General features: G+C 63.8%; 17 protein-coding genes. 8 read left to right on the top strand and 9 right to left on the bottom strand.

What is annotated here, in order from left to right; all coding sequences use genetic code 11:
- Nucleotides 1–143: 143 nt before the first annotated feature.
- Together secA and AB4Y64_RS12270 are read left to right on the top strand one after the other, a co-directional pair.
- On the top strand, nucleotides 144–2876 hold the full coding sequence (gene secA, locus AB4Y64_RS12275) for a preprotein translocase subunit SecA (protein WP_441816748.1): 2733 nt from the start codon (nucleotides 144–146) through the stop codon (nucleotides 2874–2876).
- A gap of 85 nt (nucleotides 2877–2961) precedes the next feature.
- Nucleotides 2962–3960 (top strand): Nudix family hydrolase, encoded by a 999-nt coding sequence (locus AB4Y64_RS12270; protein ID WP_441816747.1) that lies wholly within the window; start codon nucleotides 2962–2964, stop codon nucleotides 3958–3960.
- A gap of 4 nt (nucleotides 3961–3964) precedes the next feature.
- Here the strand turns inward: AB4Y64_RS12270 and coaE are convergent, their stop codons facing one another.
- The 4 genes from coaE to pilB all read right to left on the bottom strand — a co-directional run bounded on the left by coaE (nucleotide 3965) and on the right by pilB (nucleotide 8526).
- Nucleotides 3965–4576: a dephospho-CoA kinase gene (gene coaE / locus AB4Y64_RS12265; protein ID WP_441816746.1), complete on the bottom strand. Its 612-nt coding sequence runs from the start codon at nucleotides 4574–4576 to the stop codon at nucleotides 3965–3967.
- Between the two features lie 64 nt (nucleotides 4577–4640).
- Nucleotides 4641–5504 (bottom strand): prepilin peptidase, encoded by an 864-nt coding sequence (locus AB4Y64_RS12260; RefSeq protein WP_441816745.1) that lies wholly within the window; start codon nucleotides 5502–5504, stop codon nucleotides 4641–4643.
- A 37-nt stretch (nucleotides 5505–5541) separates the two neighbouring features.
- Nucleotides 5542–6798, bottom strand: coding sequence for a type II secretion system F family protein (locus AB4Y64_RS12255; protein WP_441816744.1), 1257 nt, complete (start codon nucleotides 6796–6798; stop codon nucleotides 5542–5544).
- A gap of 3 nt (nucleotides 6799–6801) precedes the next feature.
- Nucleotides 6802–8526, bottom strand: a complete 1725-nt coding sequence (pilB, locus tag AB4Y64_RS12250; protein ID WP_441816743.1) for a type IV-A pilus assembly ATPase PilB — start codon at nucleotides 8524–8526, stop codon at nucleotides 6802–6804.
- A gap of 175 nt (nucleotides 8527–8701) precedes the next feature.
- Between pilB and AB4Y64_RS12245 the strand changes: the two genes are divergently transcribed.
- The 6 genes from AB4Y64_RS12245 to AB4Y64_RS12220 all read left to right on the top strand — a co-directional run bounded on the left by AB4Y64_RS12245 (nucleotide 8702) and on the right by AB4Y64_RS12220 (nucleotide 14946).
- The gene (locus AB4Y64_RS12245) at nucleotides 8702–9556 is read left to right on the top strand and encodes a glycosyltransferase family 2 protein (protein ID WP_441816742.1); all 855 of its coding nucleotides are present in this window, start codon (nucleotides 8702–8704) and stop codon (nucleotides 9554–9556) included.
- A gap of 13 nt (nucleotides 9557–9569) precedes the next feature.
- On the top strand, nucleotides 9570–10742 hold the full coding sequence (locus AB4Y64_RS12240; protein WP_441816741.1) for a DegT/DnrJ/EryC1/StrS family aminotransferase: 1173 nt from the start codon (nucleotides 9570–9572) through the stop codon (nucleotides 10740–10742).
- Entirely contained in the window at nucleotides 10739–11419 is a 681-nt protein-coding gene (locus AB4Y64_RS12235) for an acetyltransferase (RefSeq protein ID WP_441816740.1), read from the top strand. The genes AB4Y64_RS12240 and AB4Y64_RS12235 overlap by 4 nt, the downstream gene beginning before the upstream one ends.
- Before the next feature lie 3 nt (nucleotides 11420–11422).
- On the top strand, nucleotides 11423–12880 hold the full coding sequence (locus AB4Y64_RS12230) for a lipopolysaccharide biosynthesis protein (RefSeq protein ID WP_441816739.1): 1458 nt from the start codon (nucleotides 11423–11425) through the stop codon (nucleotides 12878–12880).
- A gap of 61 nt (nucleotides 12881–12941) precedes the next feature.
- Nucleotides 12942–14003 carry a hypothetical protein gene (locus AB4Y64_RS12225; protein ID WP_441816738.1) on the top strand — a complete coding sequence of 354 codons (1062 nt, stop codon included), beginning with the start codon at nucleotides 12942–12944 and terminating at the stop codon, nucleotides 14001–14003.
- A complete protein-coding gene (locus AB4Y64_RS12220; protein ID WP_441816737.1) occupies nucleotides 13993–14946 on the top strand; it encodes a glycosyltransferase family 2 protein in 954 nt (317 codons plus the stop codon). Before AB4Y64_RS12225 ends, AB4Y64_RS12220 begins: the two co-directional genes overlap by 11 nt.
- Before the next feature lie 42 nt (nucleotides 14947–14988).
- Here the strand turns inward: AB4Y64_RS12220 and AB4Y64_RS12215 are convergent, their stop codons facing one another.
- The 5 genes from AB4Y64_RS12215 to AB4Y64_RS12195 all read right to left on the bottom strand — a co-directional run bounded on the left by AB4Y64_RS12215 (nucleotide 14989) and on the right by AB4Y64_RS12195 (nucleotide 20431).
- On the bottom strand, nucleotides 14989–16032 hold the full coding sequence (locus tag AB4Y64_RS12215; RefSeq protein ID WP_441816736.1) for a glycosyltransferase family 2 protein: 1044 nt from the start codon (nucleotides 16030–16032) through the stop codon (nucleotides 14989–14991).
- On the bottom strand, nucleotides 16005–16928 hold the full coding sequence (locus AB4Y64_RS12210) for an NAD-dependent epimerase/dehydratase family protein (protein WP_441816735.1): 924 nt from the start codon (nucleotides 16926–16928) through the stop codon (nucleotides 16005–16007). Before AB4Y64_RS12210 ends, AB4Y64_RS12215 begins: the two co-directional genes overlap by 28 nt.
- The gene (locus tag AB4Y64_RS12205) at nucleotides 16928–18037 is read right to left on the bottom strand and encodes a glycosyltransferase family 4 protein (protein WP_441816734.1); all 1110 of its coding nucleotides are present in this window, start codon (nucleotides 18035–18037) and stop codon (nucleotides 16928–16930) included. Before AB4Y64_RS12205 ends, AB4Y64_RS12210 begins: the two co-directional genes overlap by 1 nt.
- Nucleotides 18038–18051: 14 nt before the next feature.
- Complete coding sequence (locus AB4Y64_RS12200; protein WP_441816733.1) at nucleotides 18052–19935, bottom strand: ArnT family glycosyltransferase; 1884 nt, start codon at nucleotides 19933–19935, stop codon at nucleotides 18052–18054.
- A gap of 85 nt (nucleotides 19936–20020) precedes the next feature.
- On the bottom strand, nucleotides 20021–20431 hold the full coding sequence (locus AB4Y64_RS12195; RefSeq protein WP_441816732.1) for a pilin: 411 nt from the start codon (nucleotides 20429–20431) through the stop codon (nucleotides 20021–20023).
- Nucleotides 20432–20507 lie beyond the last annotated feature (76 nt).

Below are 20507 nucleotides of genomic sequence, written 5' to 3'. Positions count from 1 at the left end.
ACAGTTCAGGCTCGATGCGATCGGGGCGCACGGCGCCCCGATTTCATTTCCAGCCGACCTCCTTCCGGGGAACTTGCTGGCGGACATGCACTCTCAGTGCGTCCCGCTCGCTGGTTCCCCTGTTCCGCTTTCCGGACCCGTACATGCTCAACAGCCTGCTTACCCGCGTTTTCGGTAGTCGCAACGATCGTCTGCTGCGCCAGCTGCAACGCTCCGTCCTCAAGATCAACGCCCTCGAGCCGCAGATGGAGAAGCTCAGCGATGCTGAGCTGCAGGCCAAGACCGCCGAGTTCCAGAAGCGCTTCGCCGACGGCGAGACGCTCGACAAGTTGCTGCCGGAGGCGTTCGCCGTCTGCCGCGAGGCCTCGCGCCGCGTCCTGGGCATGCGCCATTACGACGTCCAGCTGATCGGCGGCATGGTCCTGCACCTGGGCAAGATCGCCGAGATGCGCACCGGCGAAGGCAAGACCCTGGTGGCAACGCTGCCGGTCTACCTCAACGCCCTGGAAGGCAAGGGCGTGCACGTGGTCACCGTCAACGACTACCTGGCCCGCCGCGACTCGGCGTGGATGGGTCGCGTGTACAACTGGCTCGGCCTGACGGTCGGCGTGGTCTACCCGGGCATGCCGCACAGCGACAAGCACGCTGCGTATGCCGCCGATATCACCTACGGCACCAACAACGAATTCGGCTTCGACTACCTGCGCGACAACATGGCGCTGTCGAAGGAAGACCGTTTCCAGCGCGGCCTCAACTACGCGATCGTCGACGAAGTCGACTCGATCCTGATCGACGAGGCGCGCACGCCGCTGATCATTTCCGGCCCGGCCGACGAATCGCCGGAGCTGTACATCAAGGTCAACCGCCTCGTCCCGAACCTGATCCGCCAGGCCACCGAAGAAGGCGAGGGCGACTACTGGGTCGACGAGAAGAGCAAGCAGGTGCACCTGTCCGAGACCGGCCAGGAACATGCCGAGGCGCTGCTGCGCCAGGCCGGCATCCTGCAGGGCGATGACGACTCGCTGTACGGCGCGCAGAACCTCGGCGTCGTCCACCACCTCAATGCCGCCATGCGCGCGCACGCCATCTACCAGCGCGACGTCGATTACATCGTCCGCGACGGCGAAGTGGTGATCGTCGACGAGTTCACCGGCCGCACCCTGGCCGGCCGTCGCTGGTCCGACGGCCTGCACCAGGCGGTCGAGGCGAAGGAAGGCGTGCCGGTCCAGCGCGAGAACCAGACGCTGGCGAGCATCACCTTCCAGAACCTGTTCCGCATGTACAACAAGCTGTCCGGCATGACCGGCACGGCCGACACCGAGGCGTACGAGTTCCAGAGCATCTACGGCCTGGAAGTGATCGTGATCCCGACCCACCAGCCGGTGCAGCGAAAGGATCACCCGGATGCGGTGTTCCTCAACCGCGTCGGCAAATACCGCGCGGTGGTCAACGAGATCAAGGACGCGAACGCCCGCAAGCAGCCGGTGCTGGTCGGCACCACGTCCATCGAAGTGTCGGAAATGCTCAGCGAGCAGCTGAGTGCGGCCGGCATCGCCCATGAGGTGCTCAACGCCAAGCAGCACGAGCGCGAAGCGCAGATCGTCGCGCAGGCCGGTCGCCCGGGCGCGATCACCATCGCCACCAACATGGCCGGTCGCGGTACCGACATCGTGCTCGGCGGTTCGCTCGAGAACGAAGTGGCGCTGCTGGAAGCCAGCACTGGCGGCGAGCTGGATGAAGTCACCAAGGCCCGCCTGAAGTCCGAGTGGCAGGCGCGCCACGAGGCAGTCAAGGCTTCCGGCGGCCTGCACATCGTCGGCACCGAGCGCCACGAGAGCCGCCGCATCGACAACCAGCTGCGCGGCCGCGCCGGTCGCCAGGGCGATCCGGGTTCGAGCCGTTTCTACCTGTCGCTCGAAGACAACCTGATGCGCATCTTCGCCGCCGACTGGGTGCAGCGCGTGATGGCGCGCATGGGCCTGAAGGAAGACGACATCATCGAAAGCCCGCTGGTGACCAAGCAGATCGCCAACGCGCAGCGCAAGGTCGAGGCCCACAACTTCGACATCCGCAAGAACCTGCTCGACTTCGACGACGTCAACAACGACCAGCGCAAGGTGATCTACTCCCAGCGCGACGAGTTGCTGGAAGCCGAGACCGTCGAGGAGAACATCGAAGGGCTGCGCAGCGATGTCGTTGCCGACACCGTCGCCCGCTTCGTGCCGCTCAACTCGATCGACGAACAGTGGGACCTGCCGGGCCTGGAGTCGACGCTGGAGCAGGAGTTCGGCGTGGCCATGCCGCTGGTGGCGATGGCGAAGGAAAGCGACGCGCTCGACTCGGAGACCATCGAGGAGCGCGTGCAGCAGGCCGTGCACGGCCACTTCAGCGAGCGCGAAACCCAGCTCGGCGCCGAGACCATGCGCCTGCTGGAAAAGCACATCATGCTCAACGTGCTCGACCAGAACTGGAAGGAGCACCTGGCGCGCATGGATTACCTGCGCCAGGGCATCCACCTGCGCGGCTACGCGCAGAAGCAGCCCAAGCAGGAATACAAGAAAGAAGCGTTCGAGCTGTTCAGCGAGATGCTGGAGAAGGTCAAGCGCGAAGTCGTCACCCTGCTGGCGCGCGTGCGCATCCGCAGCGAGGACGAAGTGGTTGCCCTGGAAGCGCAGGAACGCGCCGCTGCCGAGGCGCAGGCCCGGCAGATGCAGTTCCAGCACGCCGACGTCGGCGGCTACGGTGCCGACGAGGAAGCGCAGCAGGCGCTCGCCCAGGCCGGCGGCAACGATGCGTTCGCCAATGTCGGCCGCAACGATCCGTGCCCGTGCGGCAGCGGCAAGAAGTACAAGCACTGCCATGGGCAGATCGCCTGACCATCGGCCGCTCCGTCTCAAAGCCCTTCTCCCGCTCGCGGGAGAGGGGGCGGGGTGAGGGCAGGGCGCCCATGGCGCCGACCCCATGACCGCCCAGCCTCCACCAGCAACCTCCCCGCACCCCGACGGGCACGGCGCGCGAGCGCCCACCCGTTTCGTCGAAGTCATGGCCGGCGTCATCCGCGATGCCCGCGGCCGCGTCCTCCTGGCGCGTCGTACCGAAGGCCGTGACCTCGCCGGCCTGTGGGAATTTCCCGGCGGCAAGCACGAACCCGGCGAGTCGGCGGAAGCGGCACTCGCGCGCGAACTGCACGAAGAGCTCGGCATCGATGTGGAAGTGGGCGCGCGCCTGATCAGCGTCCCGCAGATATATCCCGACAAACGCCTGCGCCTGGATGTGCGCACGATCGCCAGCTGGCGCGGCAGCGCCCGCGGCCGCGAAGGGCAGGCGCTGGTATGGGTGCCGCCGCACAAACTCAGCAGCTACGCGATGCCACCGGCGGATCGGCCCGTGGTGGCCGCACTGCTGCAGCCGGCGCTGTACCTGGTGACGCCGGTGCCGGATGACGATGCGCAGTGGCTGAGGCAGCTGGAAACCGCGCTTGCCTCAGGCGTTCGCCGCGTCCAGTTGCGTGCACCGGGCATCGACGCGGCGCGCTGGCGAACGCTGGTGGCGAAGGCGGTGCAGCGCTGCCGCCAGGCGGGCGCCGAGGTCCTGATCAACAGCGACGCCGACATCGCGCTCGAACTGGGCATCGGTCTGCACCTGCCGACGTCACTCCTGCACCGGCAGTCGCAGCGGCCGCTGCCGCCAGAACTGCCACTGGCAGCGTCCTGCCACGGCCTGGATGACGTCATCGCCGCCCAGACCCTGGGCTGCGATTTCGCCGTGGTGGGCAACGTCAAGCCGACCCTGAGTCACCCCGGCCTGGCCGGCATCGGTTGGGAAGGCTTCGCGGCGATGCGCGAGCGGGTGTCGCTGCCAATCTACGGGATCGGCGGCCTCGGCCCGGACGACCTGGCAGACGCGAGGGCGCACGGCGCCCAGGGCATCGCTGCCATACGCAGCCTCTGGCCGGTCTGACGCGCTAGGCCCCGGCGAGGGCGCGGTACCGGCGATCGAGCGCCGCAATCGGTTCGTCAAGGGCATCGAGCGCCGCATCGTTGATCAGCAAGTCGTCGGCGACCGCGAGTCGCGCCGCCCGCGTCGCCTGGGCTGCGATCATCCGGTCGGCCAGGGTGGCGTCGACGCCGTCGCGCGCCATCAAGCGCGCGCGCTGCGCCGCGACCGGAACATCGACCACCAGGATCCGCGCCAGCCACGGATAGGCGTCACGGCCACCGCCTTCGGCGAGCAAGGGAATCGCCGCGATCGCGTATGGGCCGCTGGCGGCCTGGCAGGCCGAATGGAGTGCGATGCGCACACGCGGGTGGATGATCGACTCCAGGCGCCGGCGAGCGGCCTCATCGCCGAACACCCGTTGCCGCATGGCGGCACGGTCCAGGCCGCCATCGGCGCCCAGCACGCCGCTTCCGAATGCCTCGACGACCTCGGCCAGGCCGTCGGACCCGGGCGCTACCGCGGCGCGCGCGGCCACGTCGGCATCGGCAACGACGATCCCGAGTTCCTCGAAACGGCGCGTGACCACGCTCTTGCCGGAGGCAACGCCGCCAGTGACGCCGATGATGAAGTCGCTCATGCGCGGATCATATAAGCCCCTCCGCCACTGTGCGGCCGAGGGGCAGGGATGAAGACGTGCGGCCTCAGTGGAAGCCGGAGACCCGCATGTAGGTCCCGACGATCTGGTCGCCCCAGAAGAAGGCGATCCAGCCGGCGACGGCCAGGTAGGGCCCGAACGGGATTTCCGTGGAGCGGTCGCGGCCCTTCATCGCCAGCCAGATCGAGCCGATGATCGCGCCGACCAGCGACGACAGCAGGATCGTCGGCAGGATGCCCTTGAGACCCGTCCAGGCGCCGATCGCGGCCAGCAGCTTGAAGTCGCCGTGGCCCATGCCTTCCTTGCCGGTGAGCTGCTTGAACAGCCACCACACCGTCCACAGGCTCAAATAGCCCGCAACGGCGCCGAGCAGGGCGGGTTTGGCCGGGAAATACAGGTTGTCGGACGCGGCTATCAACCCCAGCCACATCAGCGGCAGGGTCAACTGGTCAGGCAACAACTTCGTCCGCAGGTCGATGCCGGACAGCACGATCAGGAAACAGGTGAATACGATCGCGCCAAAACCCTTCCAGCCAAAGCCGAAGCGCCAGACGCAGGCGACGACCAGCAGCATCGTCAGCAGCTCGACCAGCGGGTACTGCGGCGAGATCGGCGCCTTGCAGCTGCGGCAGCGACCGCGCAGCGCCAGGTAGCTGAACACCGGGATGTTCTCGTACCAGGACAGCTGGTGCTTGCAGTGCGGGCAGTGCGATCGCTCGATCACGATGCCTGGTGGCGGCGGATCGTAGGTCTCCGGCTCGCCCAGCATTTCGCGGCTGTCGCGCCGCCACTGCCACTCCAGCCGCTTGGGCAGCCGGAGGATCACCACGTTGATGAAGCTGCCGACCAACAGGCCGAGCCCGGCCGCCAGCGGGAAACCGATGGCGGGGTTCTGATCTAGGAATGCCATGCGTCGGATTGTCGCCTAAGAAATCCCTGTGTGCCGATCAGCCGACCGTGGAGGCCAGCTTGAAGATCGGCAGGTACATGGCGATCACCATGCCACCGACGATCACGCCCAGGAACACCATGATCAGCGGCTCCAGCAGGCTGGCCAGCGCGTCGACGGCGTTGTTGACCTCCTGCTCGTAGAACTCGGCGACCTTGAACAACATCGTGTCCAGGGCGCCGGCTTCTTCACCGATGGCGGTCATCTGGACGACCATGTGCGGGAACAGGTTGACCTGCTTCATCGCCACGTTGACCGGGTAACCGACCGCGACGTCATCGCGGATGTTGCGCACGGCGTCCTCGTACAGGACGTTGCCGGTGGCGCCGGCGACGGTGTCGAGCGCCTCCACCAGCGGCACGCCGGCCTTGAAGGTCACGGCCAGGGTGCGCGAGAAACGGGCGATGGCGGAGTTGTGCATGATCTGGCCCACCACCGGCAACTTCAGTACCAGGCGGTCGAGCAGGCGCGAGAAGGCAATCGACCGGTTCTTGGCCATGATGAAGGCCACGATCGCCCCGATCACGCCAAGCAGGATCACGAACCACCAGGCCACCATGAAGCGGCTCAGGGCGACGATCAGCTTGGTGAAGGCCGGCAGGTCCGCGCCGAAGCCCTTGAAGACCTCCTCGAACTGCGGCACGACGAACACCAGCAGGATCGAGCTGACAACCAGGGCCACCGCGATGACCATGGCCGGGTAGAACATGGCCTTCTTGATCTTGCCCTTGAGGGCTTCGAGGTTTTCCTTGTAGGTCGCGACGGTGTCGAGCACGACCTCCAGCACACCGGCCGACTCACCGGCCTTGACCAGGTTGCGGTAGAGCTCGTCGAACTGGACCGGGTGCTTGCTCAGCGCCTCATGCAGCGAAGAGCCGCTCTCGATGTCGGCGCGGACCGAGTTGACCAGCGTCGCCATGCGCGGGTTCTTGTTGCCGTTGGCGATGATCTCCATCGCGCCGACGATCGGCACGCCGGACTTCATCATCGTCGCGATCTGGCGGCTGAACACCGCGATGTCGAGCGGGGTGATGCGCTTGCCGGCGGCGCCGAACAACGGCTTGCCCTTGGGCTTGACCACCTTGGGCTGGATGCCCTGCTTGCGCAGTTCGGCGCGCAGGGCATTGGCGTTCTTTGCCTGCGTTTCGCCCTTCATCACCTTGCCGCGCTTGTCGGTGCCCTGCCAGGTGAAGACAGGCAAGGCGTCGGCGCGACGCACGGTAGTGGGCTTGGTGGCAGTGCGGGTCGCGGACATGGCTTAGTCCTTTGTTACGCGGTTGATTTCGGCGAGGCTGGTAACGCCGTTCTTGACTTTCAGCATCGCCGACTGGCGAAGGTCGTCGATGCCCGATCTCTGTGCTGCATCGGCGATCTGCATGGCGTTGCCGCCGGCAAGGACGATCGCCTGGATCTCATCGCTCATCGGCATGACCTGGTAGATGCCGGTGCGGCCCTTGTAGCCTTCGGTGCAGTCGGCGCAGCCGACGGCCTCGTAGATCTTCAGGCCTTCGGCGATCTCCTCGGGCTTGAAGCCCTCGGCCAGCAGGGCATGCTCGGGCAGGTGCACTTCGCGCTTGCAGTCGTGCAGGCGGCGGGCCAGGCGCTGGGCGATGACCAGGGTCACCGACGAGGTGATGTTGAACGGCGCCACGCCCATGTTCATCAGGCGCGCGATGGTCTGCGGCGCGTCGTTGGTGTGCAGCGTGGACAGCACCATGTGGCCGGTCTGTGCCGCCTTGATGGCGATCTCGGCCGTTTCCAGGTCGCGGATTTCGCCGACCATGATCACGTCCGGGTCCTGGCGCAGGAAGCTGCGCAGCGCGGCGGCGAAGGTCATGCCGCGCTTGACGTTCATCTGCACCTGGTTGATGCCCGGCACGCGGATTTCGACCGGGTCCTCGACCGTGGAGATGTTGCGCTGCTCCTCGTTGAGGATGTTCAGGCCGGTGTACAGCGACACCGTCTTGCCCGAGCCGGTCGGGCCGGTCACCAGGACCATGCCGTAGGGCTTGGCCAGGGCCTTCTCGTAGAGGTCCCGCTGGTGGTCCTCGTAACCGAGCTTGTCGATGCCCAGCTTGGCCGCGCTGCCGTCGAGGATACGCATCACCACCTTCTCGCCGAACAGGGTCGGGAGCGTGCTGACGCGGAAGTCGACCTGCTTGGTCTTGGAGATGTTGAGCTTGATGCGGCCGTCCTGCGGCACGCGCTTCTCGGCGATGTCGAGCTGCGCCATCACCTTGATGCGGGCGGCGATGCGGGCCTGCAGGCTGGTGGGCACCTTGGCGACCTGCTTGAGCAGGCCGTCGATGCGCAGGCGCACGCGGTATTCGGTTTCGTAGGGCTCGAAATGGATGTCCGAGGCGCCCTTGCGGATCGCGTCCACCAGCACCTTGTTGACGAATTTGACCACCGGGGTGTCGTCGGTCTTGACGTCCACGCCGCTTTCGTTGGCCAGGTCGGCGTCGCCGCCGGACACGTCCAGCGAATCCAGGCCTTCCGAGTCGCCGACCGTGTCGGCCAGTGCGTCGCTGGCTTCCAGCCAGGTGTCGATGCAGCGCTTGATCCGGTCCTCGTCGACCAGGATCGGCTCGATCGCCAGGTTGGTCTGGAACTTGATCTCGTCCAGGGCCTGGTTGTTGGTCGGATCGGCGATGCCGATGAAAAGCCGGTTGCCGCGCTTGAACAGCGGCAGCACCGAATGCTTGCGGACCAGGGCTTCGCTGACGATCTTGATGGCGGATTGCTTGGGATCGAACGCCGAGGCATCGAGCAGCGGCACGCCAAACTCGATCGAATTGGCTGCGGCCAGCTGCGCCGGCGTCACCAGCCGCTTCTCGGCCAGGTAGGTGGCGATGGGCTGCTTCTGGCTGGTGGCGGTGGCCAGCGCCTGGCGGGCAGCCGTGTCCTCCAGGACCCCGTCCAGCACGAGGCGCCGGGCAATGCCGGTGATCCCCACCAGGTTGGCAGTGGCAACGGTGCTCATGGAGCCCCCTGTAATTCCCCGACCGGACTGTACCGCAATCCTGTTGCCTGGGGAGCGGACGGTGCGCACGTTTGTGCAGTCCCGCGGCCGCAGCCCCATTTAGAAAACGGGGACGTCTGCACCTTCCTGGGGGAAGCCCCATCGCCTACTCTGTGCAGGCAACTGGGGGAGGGGGATGCGCGTTTCCGTAGTACTACCTGCAAAGAACGAAGCCGAGGGCCTGGCCAGGACACTGCCTGCCCTGCGCGAGCAATGGCCCCAGGCCGAGCTGATCGTGGTCGATGACGGTTCCAGCGACGCCACCGCCGCGGTCGCGGCCGGGCACGGCGCCCGCGTGCTGTCATCCCCGTACTCGATGGGCAACGGCGCGGCCATCAAGCGCGGCGCGCGGGCGGCCACGGGCGACGTGATCGTGTTCATGGATGCCGATGGCCAGCACAGCGCGGCCCATATCGGCCTGCTGCTCGAGAAGCTCGACGAGGGCTACGACATGGTGGTCGGGGCCCGCGACGGCTCGGGTCAGGCCAATTTCCATCGTGGGCTGGCCAACAGCTTCTACAACCGCCTGGCCAGCTGGATGACCGGGCACGAGATCCTCGACCTGACGTCCGGCTTCCGTGCCGTGCGCGCCGACAAGTTCCGCGAGTTCCTGCACCTGTTGCCCAATGGCTTCAGTTACCCGACCACCAGCACGATGGCGTTCTTCCGCAGCGCCTACCCGGTGGCCTACGTGCCGATTCCCGTCGCCAAGCGCGTGGGCAACGGCAGCCATATCCGGCCGATCAAGGATGGCATCCGCTTTCTGTTGATCATCTTCAAGATTGCGACGCTGTATTCGCCGCTGAAGCTGTTTGCGCCGACCGCCGCGGCATTCTTCGCGCTTGGCGTCGGCTATTACGCGTACACATACGCGACGATGGGGCGCTTCACCAACATGAGCACCCTGTTGTTCAGTGCGACGGTGATCATTTTCCTGATCGGGCTCATCTCCGAGCAGATCACTTCGTTGACGTACCGACGCTTTGAATAGAATGTCAGCCAGCATGAAGACGATCCGAAGCACGGCCGACCTGGCCATTTTTGGCGCGTCTCCGGCCTTTGTGGAGCCGCTGCACGTGGGGCGCCCGAATCTCGGTGACAAGGAGGCGTTGCTCCGGTACACCGCGGAGATCTATGACCGGCGCTGGTTGACCAACAACGGCCCCCTTGTGCAGGAGCTGGAATCTAGGATTGCCGCTCGCCTGGGGGTCAAGCACTGTGTCGCCATGTGCAATGGCACCGTGGCCTTGGAGATTGCCGTAAGGGCATTGGGACTGGAAGGGGAAGTCATCATCCCTTCGTATACGTTCATCGCTACAGCCCATGCCTTGCACTGGCAAGCCATCACGCCAGTGTTCGCCGACGTCGATCCCGACACTCACAACCTCGATCCGGATGCCGTCAGGAGAATGATCACCCCGCGAACCTCGGGGATCATTGGGGTGCACCTTTGGGGGCGCCCCGCACCGACCGATGCGCTTCAGCAGATTGCGGATGAGCACGGCTTGCAGCTGATGTTCGATGCTGCCCATGGTTTCGACTGCAGCCACCAGGGAAAGAAGCTGGGCAACTTCGGTCGATGCGAAGTACTGAGTTTCCACGCGACGAAAGTATTCAATACCTTCGAAGGTGGCGCGGTTGTCACCAATGATGACGAACTTGCCGAAGCAATTCGGCTCATGCGCAATTTCGGCTTTGCGGGATACGACAACGTCATCCACCCGGGGACAAACGGCAAGATGCCCGAGATCAATGCCGCGATGGGCCTGGTCAATATGGACGCACTGGGAGAGTTCGTCTGCGCGAATGACCGTTGCCACTCACAGTACTTTGCCGCCCTGGCAGGTGTGCCCGGGTTGACGGTACTGCCATACGATCGGGACAACGACCCGAACTACCAGTACGTGGTGGTCGAGGTGGGTGACGATTCGGCAGTGAGTCGCGATGAAATTCTGGCCGCCCTGCATGCAGAGAACATTCTCGCCCGCAAGTATTTCTGGCCAGGGTGTCACGGCATGCAGCCGTACCGGGATCTGTTCCCGCATGCGCGTCTCGTCCTTCCCAATACAATCAGGGTGGCGGAGCGGGTGATCGTGCTGCCTACGGGGCCGACACTGAGCGAGGTCGCAATCGATACGGTGGCGGCAGTCATCAATCAGCGCATGGCCGCGGCATGAAGCCCGATGCATGCAACCCCTTCCACGCAGCCGACCCTGGATTTCGTCGGCTTCGAATCTTCGGGGCCGGAGGATTCGCAAGGGAAGTTGCATGGCTTGCCGAACAGGCATGGGGGGACAGGATTTCGACCAGTTTCGTCGTCGACCGTCCCGAGTTCGTTGGCGAACCCGTCAATGGCCTCCGAATCGAACTGCTATCGGAGTTGAGTCCCGACAACGATGCCAGGTTCATCGTGGCGATTGGCGATCCCGCTCGCCGGGCGGCAGCGGTCGACGTATGCATTGGTTCAGGCATGACGCCAACCCGAATTATTCATCCGCGTGCCGAGATGTCCCGCTGGGTGGATATAGGCGACGGAGTCGTGATCTGCGCAGGCAACATCGTGACGACCAACGTCAACCTGGGCAAGCATGTCCATGTGAATCTGGGCTGCACGATCGGCCATCAGGCATCGATAGGCGATTTCACGACGCTTTCGCCTGGCGTCCACGTATCGGGAAATGTCAGGATCGGGCGCGGCGTATTTGTAGGAACCGGGGCAACCATCATCAACGGAACAGCATCGGAGCCCCTGTCGATAGGTGACGGCGCGATTGTCGCGGCGGGTGCCTGCGTGACAAAACCGGTCGAATCCGGCGCCTTGGTGGCGGGAGTCCCCGCAGTTCGCAAGCGCTGAGCGATGCTGAAGCGACGCGCCTTTTCGGCAGCAGCATGGAGTGGCGGCGATCTTCTGCTCCGCCAGTCTCTCCAGTTCGCAGTAGCCGTAGTCCTGGCCCGACTCCTGACGCCTGAGGAGTTCGGCACCGTGGCCCTCCTGTATCTGTTCACCGGAATCGCCGGCGCGTTCGTCGACAGCGGATTCTCCTCCGCTCTCATACAGCGGCAGGATACGACTCACGTTGATGAGTCCACGGTGTTCTGGTTCAACCTTTCAATTGGTGCCATGGCGGCAACCGTGTTGTGGCTGCTGGCGCCTTACATCGCTGACTTCTATGGCATTCCCCTGCTCGCGCAACTTACACCGGCGCTGGGGTTCAATGTCTTCCTGAGCGCGCTGGGCTCAATCCACGTCACCGTGCTCAACAAGCGCCTGGATTTCCGCAAGCAGATGATCATCGGCGCGGTCGCCGCGAGCACGTCAGGATCGCTTGCCGTGGCCATGGCGTGGAACGGGTTTGGGGTGTGGGCGCTGATCGCCCAGACGCTGGTCATGACCGGAACCACGACCTTGCTTCTCTGGATCAGTTGCGACTGGCGTCCAGGCCTGAGTTTCAGTATTGCTTCGGCGCGCAAGCTGTTTGGATTCGGGGGCTATATGTTCGCCTCAAGCTTGCTTGAAGTGACTTATAGCCGGCTGTATACGCTGTTGGTGGGCAAGGGCAGCGGTGTCCGTGCGCTAGCTCACTACAACTGCGCCGAAACGACCAGACAGCTACCGAGCACGTTCCTGTCCAGCGTGTTCTCGCGGGTCGCGTTTGCCCTGTTCGCTTCTCGTGCACATGATAAAGCCACTCTTCGTAGGGGCGTCCAATTCTCGGTAAGGGGCTTGATGCTGCTCAACATTCCCATGATGTTGGGAATGGCGGCGCTGGCTGAGCCGACAGTCCTCGCGCTCTATGGGGAAAAATGGTTGGCAGCGGTTCCGATGCTGAGGGTTCTCTGTCTGGCGGGTTTGATGTGGCCCCTGCACGTGGTGAATCTAAATGCCTTGATGGCCCAAGGTCACTCGCACCTGTACTTCCGTCTCGAGGTGGCGAAGAAGGTCGTGGGTGTGGTGCTGCTGGTGCTAGGGGCAGCTCAAGGGGTAATGGGCGTCGCCTGGAGTCAGGTGGTATTTGGCATGTTCGCTTTCGCTGTGAATGCCCACTACACCAGGAAGCAGCTGGGCTATGGGGCGCTGGCACAGATTCGCGACTGCGTGCCGGCGACCTTGGTCGCTTTGCCGATGGCGTTCGGCGCATGGTGGTGGTCCGAGGCGTGGCAGGTCCATCCTCTGGTCAAGATCGGCGTCATTCCCGCAGCCGGGGCCACCGTCTATTTCTTGATGGCATGGCTAATGCGCATCGCATCGTTCAGGGACATGATGACGCTGGTCAACCAGCGTCCCGTCTCGCTTACGCAAGCCGCGGAGAACTGACATGCGAGGGCCATTGAGTGCCAAATCACTCTATCTGCGCCTACGGCGAACGATCTGGCACATGTTGCTCGGCAACCCGTTGCGCGCTGCGAGCATCTCACGCAAGCGACAGGCCGTGCTGAAGGCGGGGTTTCCCATGCCGGTGCCGCGGGCGATCGTATTTTTTGTGCCTGGGATCGACGCCGTGACGGGTGGTGTGATGTCCATCCTTTCGATTGCGGATGAGAGTCGACGACTCCAGTCGATTCATGGAGCCTCGGTGTTCGTTTGCACGTTGCCTGGGCACCCTCCCTTGTTTCGCTATACCCGCTTCGATAATTCCGAGACCTTGCTCGGTATCGAGGACGTGTGGGGTGTGTTGGGGGCGTCACCAGCATTGATGATCCATGTCCCGGAGGTCCATGTGCCGGAGGCGCTGCGATGGCTGGAGCGCAATAGGGCCAGGATCCCACGAGATACAGCGATCAATGTTCTGCTGCAGAACGTCGACCTGTGTCCTTCGCAGGCGGACATGAAGCGCTTGGCTTCGTTCGGCTCTCTCAGTTGCACGACCGCCCACAAGGCCTACTCGACGCCAGAGTTCGAGGCGCGCCTGGGTTGTCCCTTGCACCACCTGTCGGCATGGGTCAGCCCCGAGGGCTACAAGAGGCTGGACGTATCCCAGAAAGACCGCCTGGTGATCTATTCCCGGGATGTCACTCCGGAGAAGTCGGATGTGCTGGCGCGCCTGCAGCGTGCAATGCCGCTGTTTGCGTTCAGGGAAATCGCTGGACTGACATACCAGCAGTACAAGGAACTGATCACGCGCGCGCGTTTCTCGGTCACGTTCGGCGAGGGCCTGGATGGGTACCTCGTCGAACCGGTGTTCTCGGGAGGCGTCGGGAGCGCCGTCTACAACGATCGGTTCTTCACTCCCGACTTCAAAGCGCTCGACTTCATCTATTCCTCCTGGGACGATCTGGTGGGTCGTTTTCCGGAGGATGCAGCGCGTTGCGAGGACGAGGCAACGTACCGTGCCGTGAACGCCCGCCAGTTCGAGCACCTCGCCGGCATCTACTCCAAGGATGTGTACGTTGGGAACATCAGGCGCTTCTACGAGGCGGTATTCCCGAATGGTGGCTGAGGTCCGGACCTGCGGCGTGGTCGTGACCTATTACCCGATGGGCACGGGATTCACGGAGCTCGCCAGAAGGCTGCTGCCTCAACTGGACATGCTGGTTGTCGTGGACAACACGCCAGAGTTTGAATCCGGACCGGAGCCTGCACTGGAGGGGCTCGGAGCATGCGCCGCGAAGGTGAGGGTCGTGCGTCTCGGAGCGAACCGGGGCTTGGCTTCGGCGCTCAACGCGGGTATTGAGATTGCGCTGAAAGAAGACTGTCGTTACGTGCTGCTGAGCGATCAGGACAGCCTCCCGGCCGACAACATGGTGGAGAAGCTGATCGAAGGTGCAGTTGCGAGATCTGATGCTGGTGAGCGGGTTGGCTGCGTATGTCCAACTTATTTCGATCGCGTTAGCGGCCAGATTTTCCCCTTTCAGGTTCAGCTGCCCGGGCGGCTCTTTTACACCAGTACCCTTTGCGAGACGGATGCCTCAACCATTGAGGTCCTGACGGGGATAACTTCGGGATCGCTCATTCCAGCCTCGGTGTTTCCGGCGGTTGGTGGCATGCGTGACGATCTGTTCATCGACTACATCGATACCGAGTGGTGCCACCGGGCCAGGAGTCTGGGATTCAAGTTGTATGGCTCATCGCTTGCCCGGCTTGAGCAGCACTTGGGTGAAGAGACGTTTCCGATCTGGCTGTTTGGCTGGCGACCCTACAGTTCCTACTCGCCACAGCGGCTCTATTACCGTATCCGCAACTTCCTCCTGCTGCTCCGGATGAGACACATCCAGTGGCGTTGGAAGGTCCGTGCGAGTGCGTACTGGCTGACAAACATCTATGCGTACCTTCTCTTCTCGCCAGCAAGGAGACGCAATCTCGGCATGGTGGCGCGCGCAATCCTCGATGGAATCAGGGGGCGTGCCGGAGAGTTCGAAGCGGGCTCGCGTCGCAAAGGCTAGCGACATGCGAGATACCGAGGTGTGCATGCACCGTCGTTTCGACTAGCGAAACGTCGGCAATCCGTGGCGGAACAGCAGCACCAGCTTTCTGGGTGCGAGCGTAAAGGCGCGGAAGTAGGTTCCGAGCGGGATGGAACGCCGTTGCTGCAGCCGCTTGCGGCGCTTGCGAAGAGCGGGAAGGCCCGACAGGGTGGATCGGATCGCCGGCAGGTATATCCGCCACAAGGCCGCCGGTTTGCCGGTGGCGATGCTGACTGCCAACCCTTCCAGCAGAAGGACGAACAGGTGCATCGTCAACAGCAGCCAGGCCCCTGCGGTCGGGGTGCAGCACAGCAGGGCGGCGGTCTTGTTGCGCTCACTCAGGAACCTTCGGCGATAGGTGGTGCTCAACTTCCCTTGATCAGGCCGGTTGCCTCCGAAGCTCGCGCCCTGGCGATGACGGTAATGGCTGTCCGGCAGGACGCCCACATCGACGCCTTGCAGCCGGGCCGCGCAGCAGAGGTAGAGGTCCTCGCCGATCGACTCCATCCAGTCCGGTAGTCCACCCAGGGACAGGTAGAGATCGCGGGTGGTCCACAGGCAGGCGCCGATCACGTAGGCGACCTCGGAGCGTGACGGATCCAGATTGGGAACCGGGTTATAGAAGGGATCGAGCAGGCAGCCGCGATCAACGAGGTCGCCGGTTACCCAATCGCGCTGGGGCAACGTCAGCACGGACGGACGCTGCCTCTGGCGCGACTCTTCGTGGAGGCGCCGCAGTGCATCGCTGGCCAGCGCAGCGTCGTTGTTCAGCAGCAGAATGAATTCGCCGCTCGCCTTGGCCACCATTCGATTGTTGGAGACGCAGAAGCCGACGTTCGACGTGCTGGCGATGACCTCCACTTGCGGGAAGTGGCTTCGGAGAAACGCCATCGATCCGTCGGTCGAGGCATCGTCATGAACGATGATCTCGACCGCGAACCCGCAGTCCTGCGCCAGGATGGATTCAATGCAGGGGCCGAGCAGCGCTTCGCCGTTGTAATTGGCTATACAGACCGTACAGACCGGGCGAGCCTCGCCTACTGGAGCGTCGAGATCCAGCGCCATGTCTGCTCAAGTCCGCGGTGAAGGTCGGTATCGGCGTGCCAGCCCAGGGTTTTCTGCAGCAGGCTGCAATCGAGCGTGACATTGCGAACGTCGACTGCGCGACTGGGCACGTGGATGCGTTGCAGCGGAGTTCCAGTCACCTGGTCTATCGCATCGAGCAGCGTCGACAACGGCACTGCGTGGCCGCTGGCCACGTTGAAGGTCGCCACGCCCTGGCGAACGGGCGCGTGGAGCGAGAGCCGACATGCGGCAACGAAGTCGTCGATGTACAGATAGTCGCGAACGGATTGGCCATCGCCAATGATCGTGAATGGCGTCCCGGTCATCACGCAACCGAATGCGGCGGGAACAACGCCGAATCCCGACCGTGAGTGTTGCCCGGGGCCGTAGACATTCGAAGGGCGCAGGATCGTCACCGATCCGCCCGACTGCGAAGCCCAGGCGCTGATGAACATCTCCGCGCTGGCCTTGGCTGCCCCGTAAAACGAGCGAGGCGCCGGCAGCGTGCCTTCCGAGTAGGGCGGCATGGCATGGTCGCCATAAAGCGTCCCACCGGACGAAATGTAGATCAGCGGGACGTCCGGCCTGTGCTGCACGGCGTCGAGCAACGCGAGCGTCGGCTGGAGGTTGGCGCTCAGTTCGGAAAGCGGATCGGAGGCGCTGCTGCCGGGCGTGCTCGAAGAGGCCGCATGGACCACGAGTCGGCAGTCTTCAAGCAGGGCAGCGAACTGTTGCGGGGTGTCGAACGTTCCGAAGGTCGATCGAATCCGCGGATCGTCGAACGATACCGGGCGCCGCGTCGCGGCCACGACATCGAAGCCGTCGTCTGCGAGAGCTTCGCAGAGGCGGCGGCCGATGAAACCCGATGCTCCCAGGACAAGTATCGACTCCGCCATCAGGTTTCCCGTGTCAGGCCTTCATAGAGTGAAACGTAACGTTGCGCACAGTCGTCCCACGTGCCGATCTCGTTGCGTACCCAGGTTCGTGCGTTCTCTCCGATCGCTGTGCCGGCATCGCCTTCCGAGGCGCCGATTGCGTCGGCAAACGCGTCCGGGTCCGCGCAGATCCAACCGGTTTGACCATGCTTGAGGAAGTCCTCGTGGGCGGCAATTCCCGAGGCGACAATCGGCAGGCCCGCGGCCATGGCTTCAAGCATCACCTGTGGCCTCCCCTCGGCATGCCGGCTCAGCGTAATGAGGCCACTAGACTGCGGAAACCAGCGATTGGCAAGCTGATCCGGAGTGGCGGGCCCATGGTAGTGGACCCAGGAGGGGACCTCGACCTGCTCCTGCATCGGGCCGAGCAGGTGCAGCTCGCGCTGGCCGGATTCGAAATGCGGCCGGCACCAGTCGAACAGTGGGCCCAGTTTGTTCTGCGTCAGTCGCGAGACGACCAGCCAACGTCTGGGTTCTGCGTCTGGCGGCTGGCGCTGGATCTGGAACCAGCGCGGGTCAACGCCAAACGGAACGTACTGGATCCTTGCGACATCGCCGAAGGCGGCACTGAGAGGCTCGACCATCCACTCGGCATTCGGGCAGATCGCTGCCTTACGGTTGCGAAGCGCGCGCCGCAGCAAGGCCTTGACGCCTGGCAGGCGCAGCAGCTGCATGTCCGTCCCCAGCGCGGTGAGAAGCGCGGGGCGTCGGTTCGCCGGCAGGGCGAGGGCATTCTGCAGCCAGTTGACGTGATAGACGTCGACGTCCTGGTTGCGGCGGAATACGCGACGCAAGTAGTACAACAGCTGCGCGGCGGCGATGCCTCCGGCCACGCGACTGGTGCGCATCAGATGGGCGATACCGCCATCGGCCATGAGCTTGAGGAGCCACCGCTGCTCATCGGGAGTCAGATCCAGGCGGGAATTCCCCGGAAGGGGGCCCGGTGGCGACCACAGGCGAAGATCGATTTCGCGACGCCTCGCCAGCGCTTCGGCGAGTCGACGAATGAACAATCCTTTCCAGTCCGAATCGTCGGTTGGGTACGACGTACTGACCATCAAGGCTTTCATCTACGCCCCGCAGGTCATCGGGATCCAGAGGCTGCCGGACCGGGCACGCCCGCGACCTTTCCTTCAGGCGCGAGTCCCAAAGCCCTGGCACGCTCCATCACTACTTGCGCCTGCCGCTTGTGACCATCCGCCACCAGGGTCGCAAACGTCTGCATTGCGTAGTCGGCATCTTGGGGATTGCGGTTGATCGCAGCCAGGAACATCCGGTCGGCGAGCGCATCGTCATGCAGGTACTTGATGGCATGGTCGCCAAACTGCGCGTAGACGTAGTTCGGGACCTTGGTGCGATCGGTCAGGATTATGTAGGCCTGCGCGAGCTTCCGGTCGTCGAGGTCAATGCCCTGGTAGCGGTGCTTGAGCAAGCCGGCAACCGCGGATTCCTCCTGCGGTCCCAGCGGCCTGGTGCGAAGCTTGTGATAGAGCCGATCCCACCAGTCCTGTTGTGCGGGCTTGCCGAGGCTTGCGGCGAAGAGAATCAGGCCCTGCTCGGGCAGTGGCGATGCATTCGGGAGTCGTGAGCCACGTTCGAACTCCTGGACGGCCATGCTGTAGAACGGCGAATTGCTGCTGCCGCCAGCCATCAACATGTACTGCTCGGCAAGGTCGTTGCTCGCACGGGCCGACATTGGATTCTTCGCGCTGAGGTCCATTGCCAGGTGGAGCGAGTTCCCCCAGGTAGCCGAGCGCAACAAGGTGAGGCCGGCCATCGTCAGCACGATTGCCGCCACCGCGGCGTACTTGAGCCTGGGGCCATCGCGCATCGGGATGCGCCGGACGAGGTCCGCCAGAGCCAGCAGCACGCCGAGAAGCGCAAAGTAGTTGCGATGCTCGAACACCATCTCGAGCGGGAAAACATTGCTTGTCAGCAGGTGGCAGCTGAAGAACCAGAAGATGCCCAGGCTGACCAGCGGTGCCCGCCGGCGCAGGGCAAATGCGGCCCCGAGCAAGGCCAGAAGCAGCAGGCCCCCCAGCAACGTCGTGACCGGGTCCAGCCAGCCGTGCGAGATGGGGAACGTGTCGTAGTAGAACGTCAGGCTTCCCGACAGCGGCAACAACATCTGCCCGAGGTACAACGGCAGGACCCGCAGCTGCGTGAGCAGTCGCTCGGACAGCGTGAAGCCACGGAACTCGAACATCGAAGGCTCGAGGTACGGCGGCAGGATTACGGTTGCGAACAGCACGACCGCGAGCGCAACGCCGCAACCGTAGGCCCATTTCCACGACCGGCTCGTACGGCCGGACTGTGCCTTGAAATCGAGGACGGTCAGTTCCAGCGAAAGGGCGAACGCAGGAAACAGGATCGCGGTTTCCTTGCTGAGAAGGCCAAGAACCACCAGCGGAATGCAGCACAGCAGCCAAGGCCAGCCAGCCTCGCCCTTCATCTGTGCGCAGCGGCCCTGCAGGTAGGCCAGAAGCGCCGCAAGGACGAACGTGAGCGACAGGGTCTCCATGCGCTGCACCACGTACAGCACCGACGAGACCTGGAGCGGATGCACGGCCCAGAGCAGGGCCACGGTGAAGGCCGTGGCTGTCGTCCAGGCTTCGGTACTCACCAGGCGGAACAGCTTGCGCACCAGCAGGAAGACGAGCGCGCTGTTGATGAGGTGGACGATGAGGCCCCCGACCTTGTAGCCAAACGGGTCGGAACCGCCAATCAGATAATTGAGGGCGAAACTGATCGTGGCGAGCGGCCTGCCGTACGCACCGTGCTCATATGCCTGCGCGGCAGAGGCCAGCCCGGACCAGGACCAGGCCTCGAGATGGACCAGGGGATTGCTGACTATGTTCGGGAAGTCGTCGAACAGGAACCGGCCACTCAGGCCGGGCCAGTAGACCAGAGCGGCGGCAGACAGCAGGACAAACGCGAGAAGCAGGGTCTTACGGCTTGCTGCATGCATCAAAGTGCGCTCAATAGCGACGATCCGGAAGTGTAATCGCTCCGAAGCAGGGTCGCGCGCGCATTCTCGAGGCGTAATTCACGAATCAGACGCAGCCTGCCGGCTTGTGCTTGTCCTGCACGCCGGAGGAGACCTTGCAGGTCCATGCGCCGGAACTGCTGCGGGCGATTTCGATGGTCTCGTTGGCGATCGCCGGGTTGCCCTTGAGCGTGCATCGGATATAGCCGTTGCTCGCGGACGGATTCATCGTGATGGTGCAGCGTGGCGTCGGAGAACGCAGGCCAAGATCGGTCACGTTGAACGTGGTTGCGCTGTTTGCAATGACCTGGGACTCGAATGTGGACTTGCCCCCCGTGATTTCTTGCAGGCCGGCCGTCAGCTGGCTGCGAATCACATAGTCCTGGTAGGCCGGAATGGCAATGGCCGCCAGGATCGCGATGATCGCCACGACGATCATCAGCTCGATCAGGGTGAATCCTTGCTGGTTTCGCATCATCTGCCCCCTGCAGATATAACTTCGTTAACAGGTGCACGATGCGTGCCAAGTTGCATCCGATTGGATTCCAGATCGG

The organism is Lysobacter sp. TAF61 (genome assembly GCF_052113485.1).
Taxonomy (GTDB): domain Bacteria; phylum Pseudomonadota; class Gammaproteobacteria; order Xanthomonadales; family Xanthomonadaceae; genus Lysobacter_J.
The sequence above is the reverse complement of the archived record's forward strand: the minus strand, read 5'-3'. Positions and strand labels throughout refer to the sequence as shown.

Coding starts and splice junctions, on each gene's coding strand:
- AB4Y64_RS12200 (WP_441816733.1), bottom strand. CDS start 19,935: ATGCATGCAGCAAGCCGTAAGACCCTGCTTCTCGCGTTTGTCCTGCTG.
- AB4Y64_RS12255 (WP_441816744.1), bottom strand. CDS start 6,798: ATGTCCGCGACCCGCACTGCCACCAAGCCCACTACCGTGCGTCGCGCC.
- coaE (WP_441816746.1), bottom strand. CDS start 4,576: ATGAGCGACTTCATCATCGGCGTCACTGGCGGCGTTGCCTCCGGCAAG.
- AB4Y64_RS12220 (WP_441816737.1), top strand. CDS start 13,993: ATGGTGGCTGAGGTCCGGACCTGCGGCGTGGTCGTGACCTATTACCCG.
- AB4Y64_RS12215 (WP_441816736.1), bottom strand. CDS start 16,032: ATGGCGCTGGATCTCGACGCTCCAGTAGGCGAGGCTCGCCCGGTCTGT.
- AB4Y64_RS12235 (WP_441816740.1), top strand. CDS start 10,739: ATGAAGCCCGATGCATGCAACCCCTTCCACGCAGCCGACCCTGGATTT.
- secA (WP_441816748.1), top strand. CDS start 144: ATGCTCAACAGCCTGCTTACCCGCGTTTTCGGTAGTCGCAACGATCGT.
- AB4Y64_RS12195 (WP_441816732.1), bottom strand. CDS start 20,431: ATGATGCGAAACCAGCAAGGATTCACCCTGATCGAGCTGATGATCGTC.
- pilB (WP_441816743.1), bottom strand. CDS start 8,526: ATGAGCACCGTTGCCACTGCCAACCTGGTGGGGATCACCGGCATTGCC.
- AB4Y64_RS12225 (WP_441816738.1), top strand. CDS start 12,942: ATGTTGCTCGGCAACCCGTTGCGCGCTGCGAGCATCTCACGCAAGCGA.
- AB4Y64_RS12210 (WP_441816735.1), bottom strand. CDS start 16,928: ATGGCGGAGTCGATACTTGTCCTGGGAGCATCGGGTTTCATCGGCCGC.
- AB4Y64_RS12205 (WP_441816734.1), bottom strand. CDS start 18,037: ATGAAAGCCTTGATGGTCAGTACGTCGTACCCAACCGACGATTCGGAC.
- AB4Y64_RS12245 (WP_441816742.1), top strand. CDS start 8,702: ATGCGCGTTTCCGTAGTACTACCTGCAAAGAACGAAGCCGAGGGCCTG.
- AB4Y64_RS12240 (WP_441816741.1), top strand. CDS start 9,570: ATGAAGACGATCCGAAGCACGGCCGACCTGGCCATTTTTGGCGCGTCT.
- AB4Y64_RS12270 (WP_441816747.1), top strand. CDS start 2,962: ATGACCGCCCAGCCTCCACCAGCAACCTCCCCGCACCCCGACGGGCAC.
- AB4Y64_RS12230 (WP_441816739.1), top strand. CDS start 11,423: ATGCTGAAGCGACGCGCCTTTTCGGCAGCAGCATGGAGTGGCGGCGAT.
- AB4Y64_RS12260 (WP_441816745.1), bottom strand. CDS start 5,504: ATGGCATTCCTAGATCAGAACCCCGCCATCGGTTTCCCGCTGGCGGCC.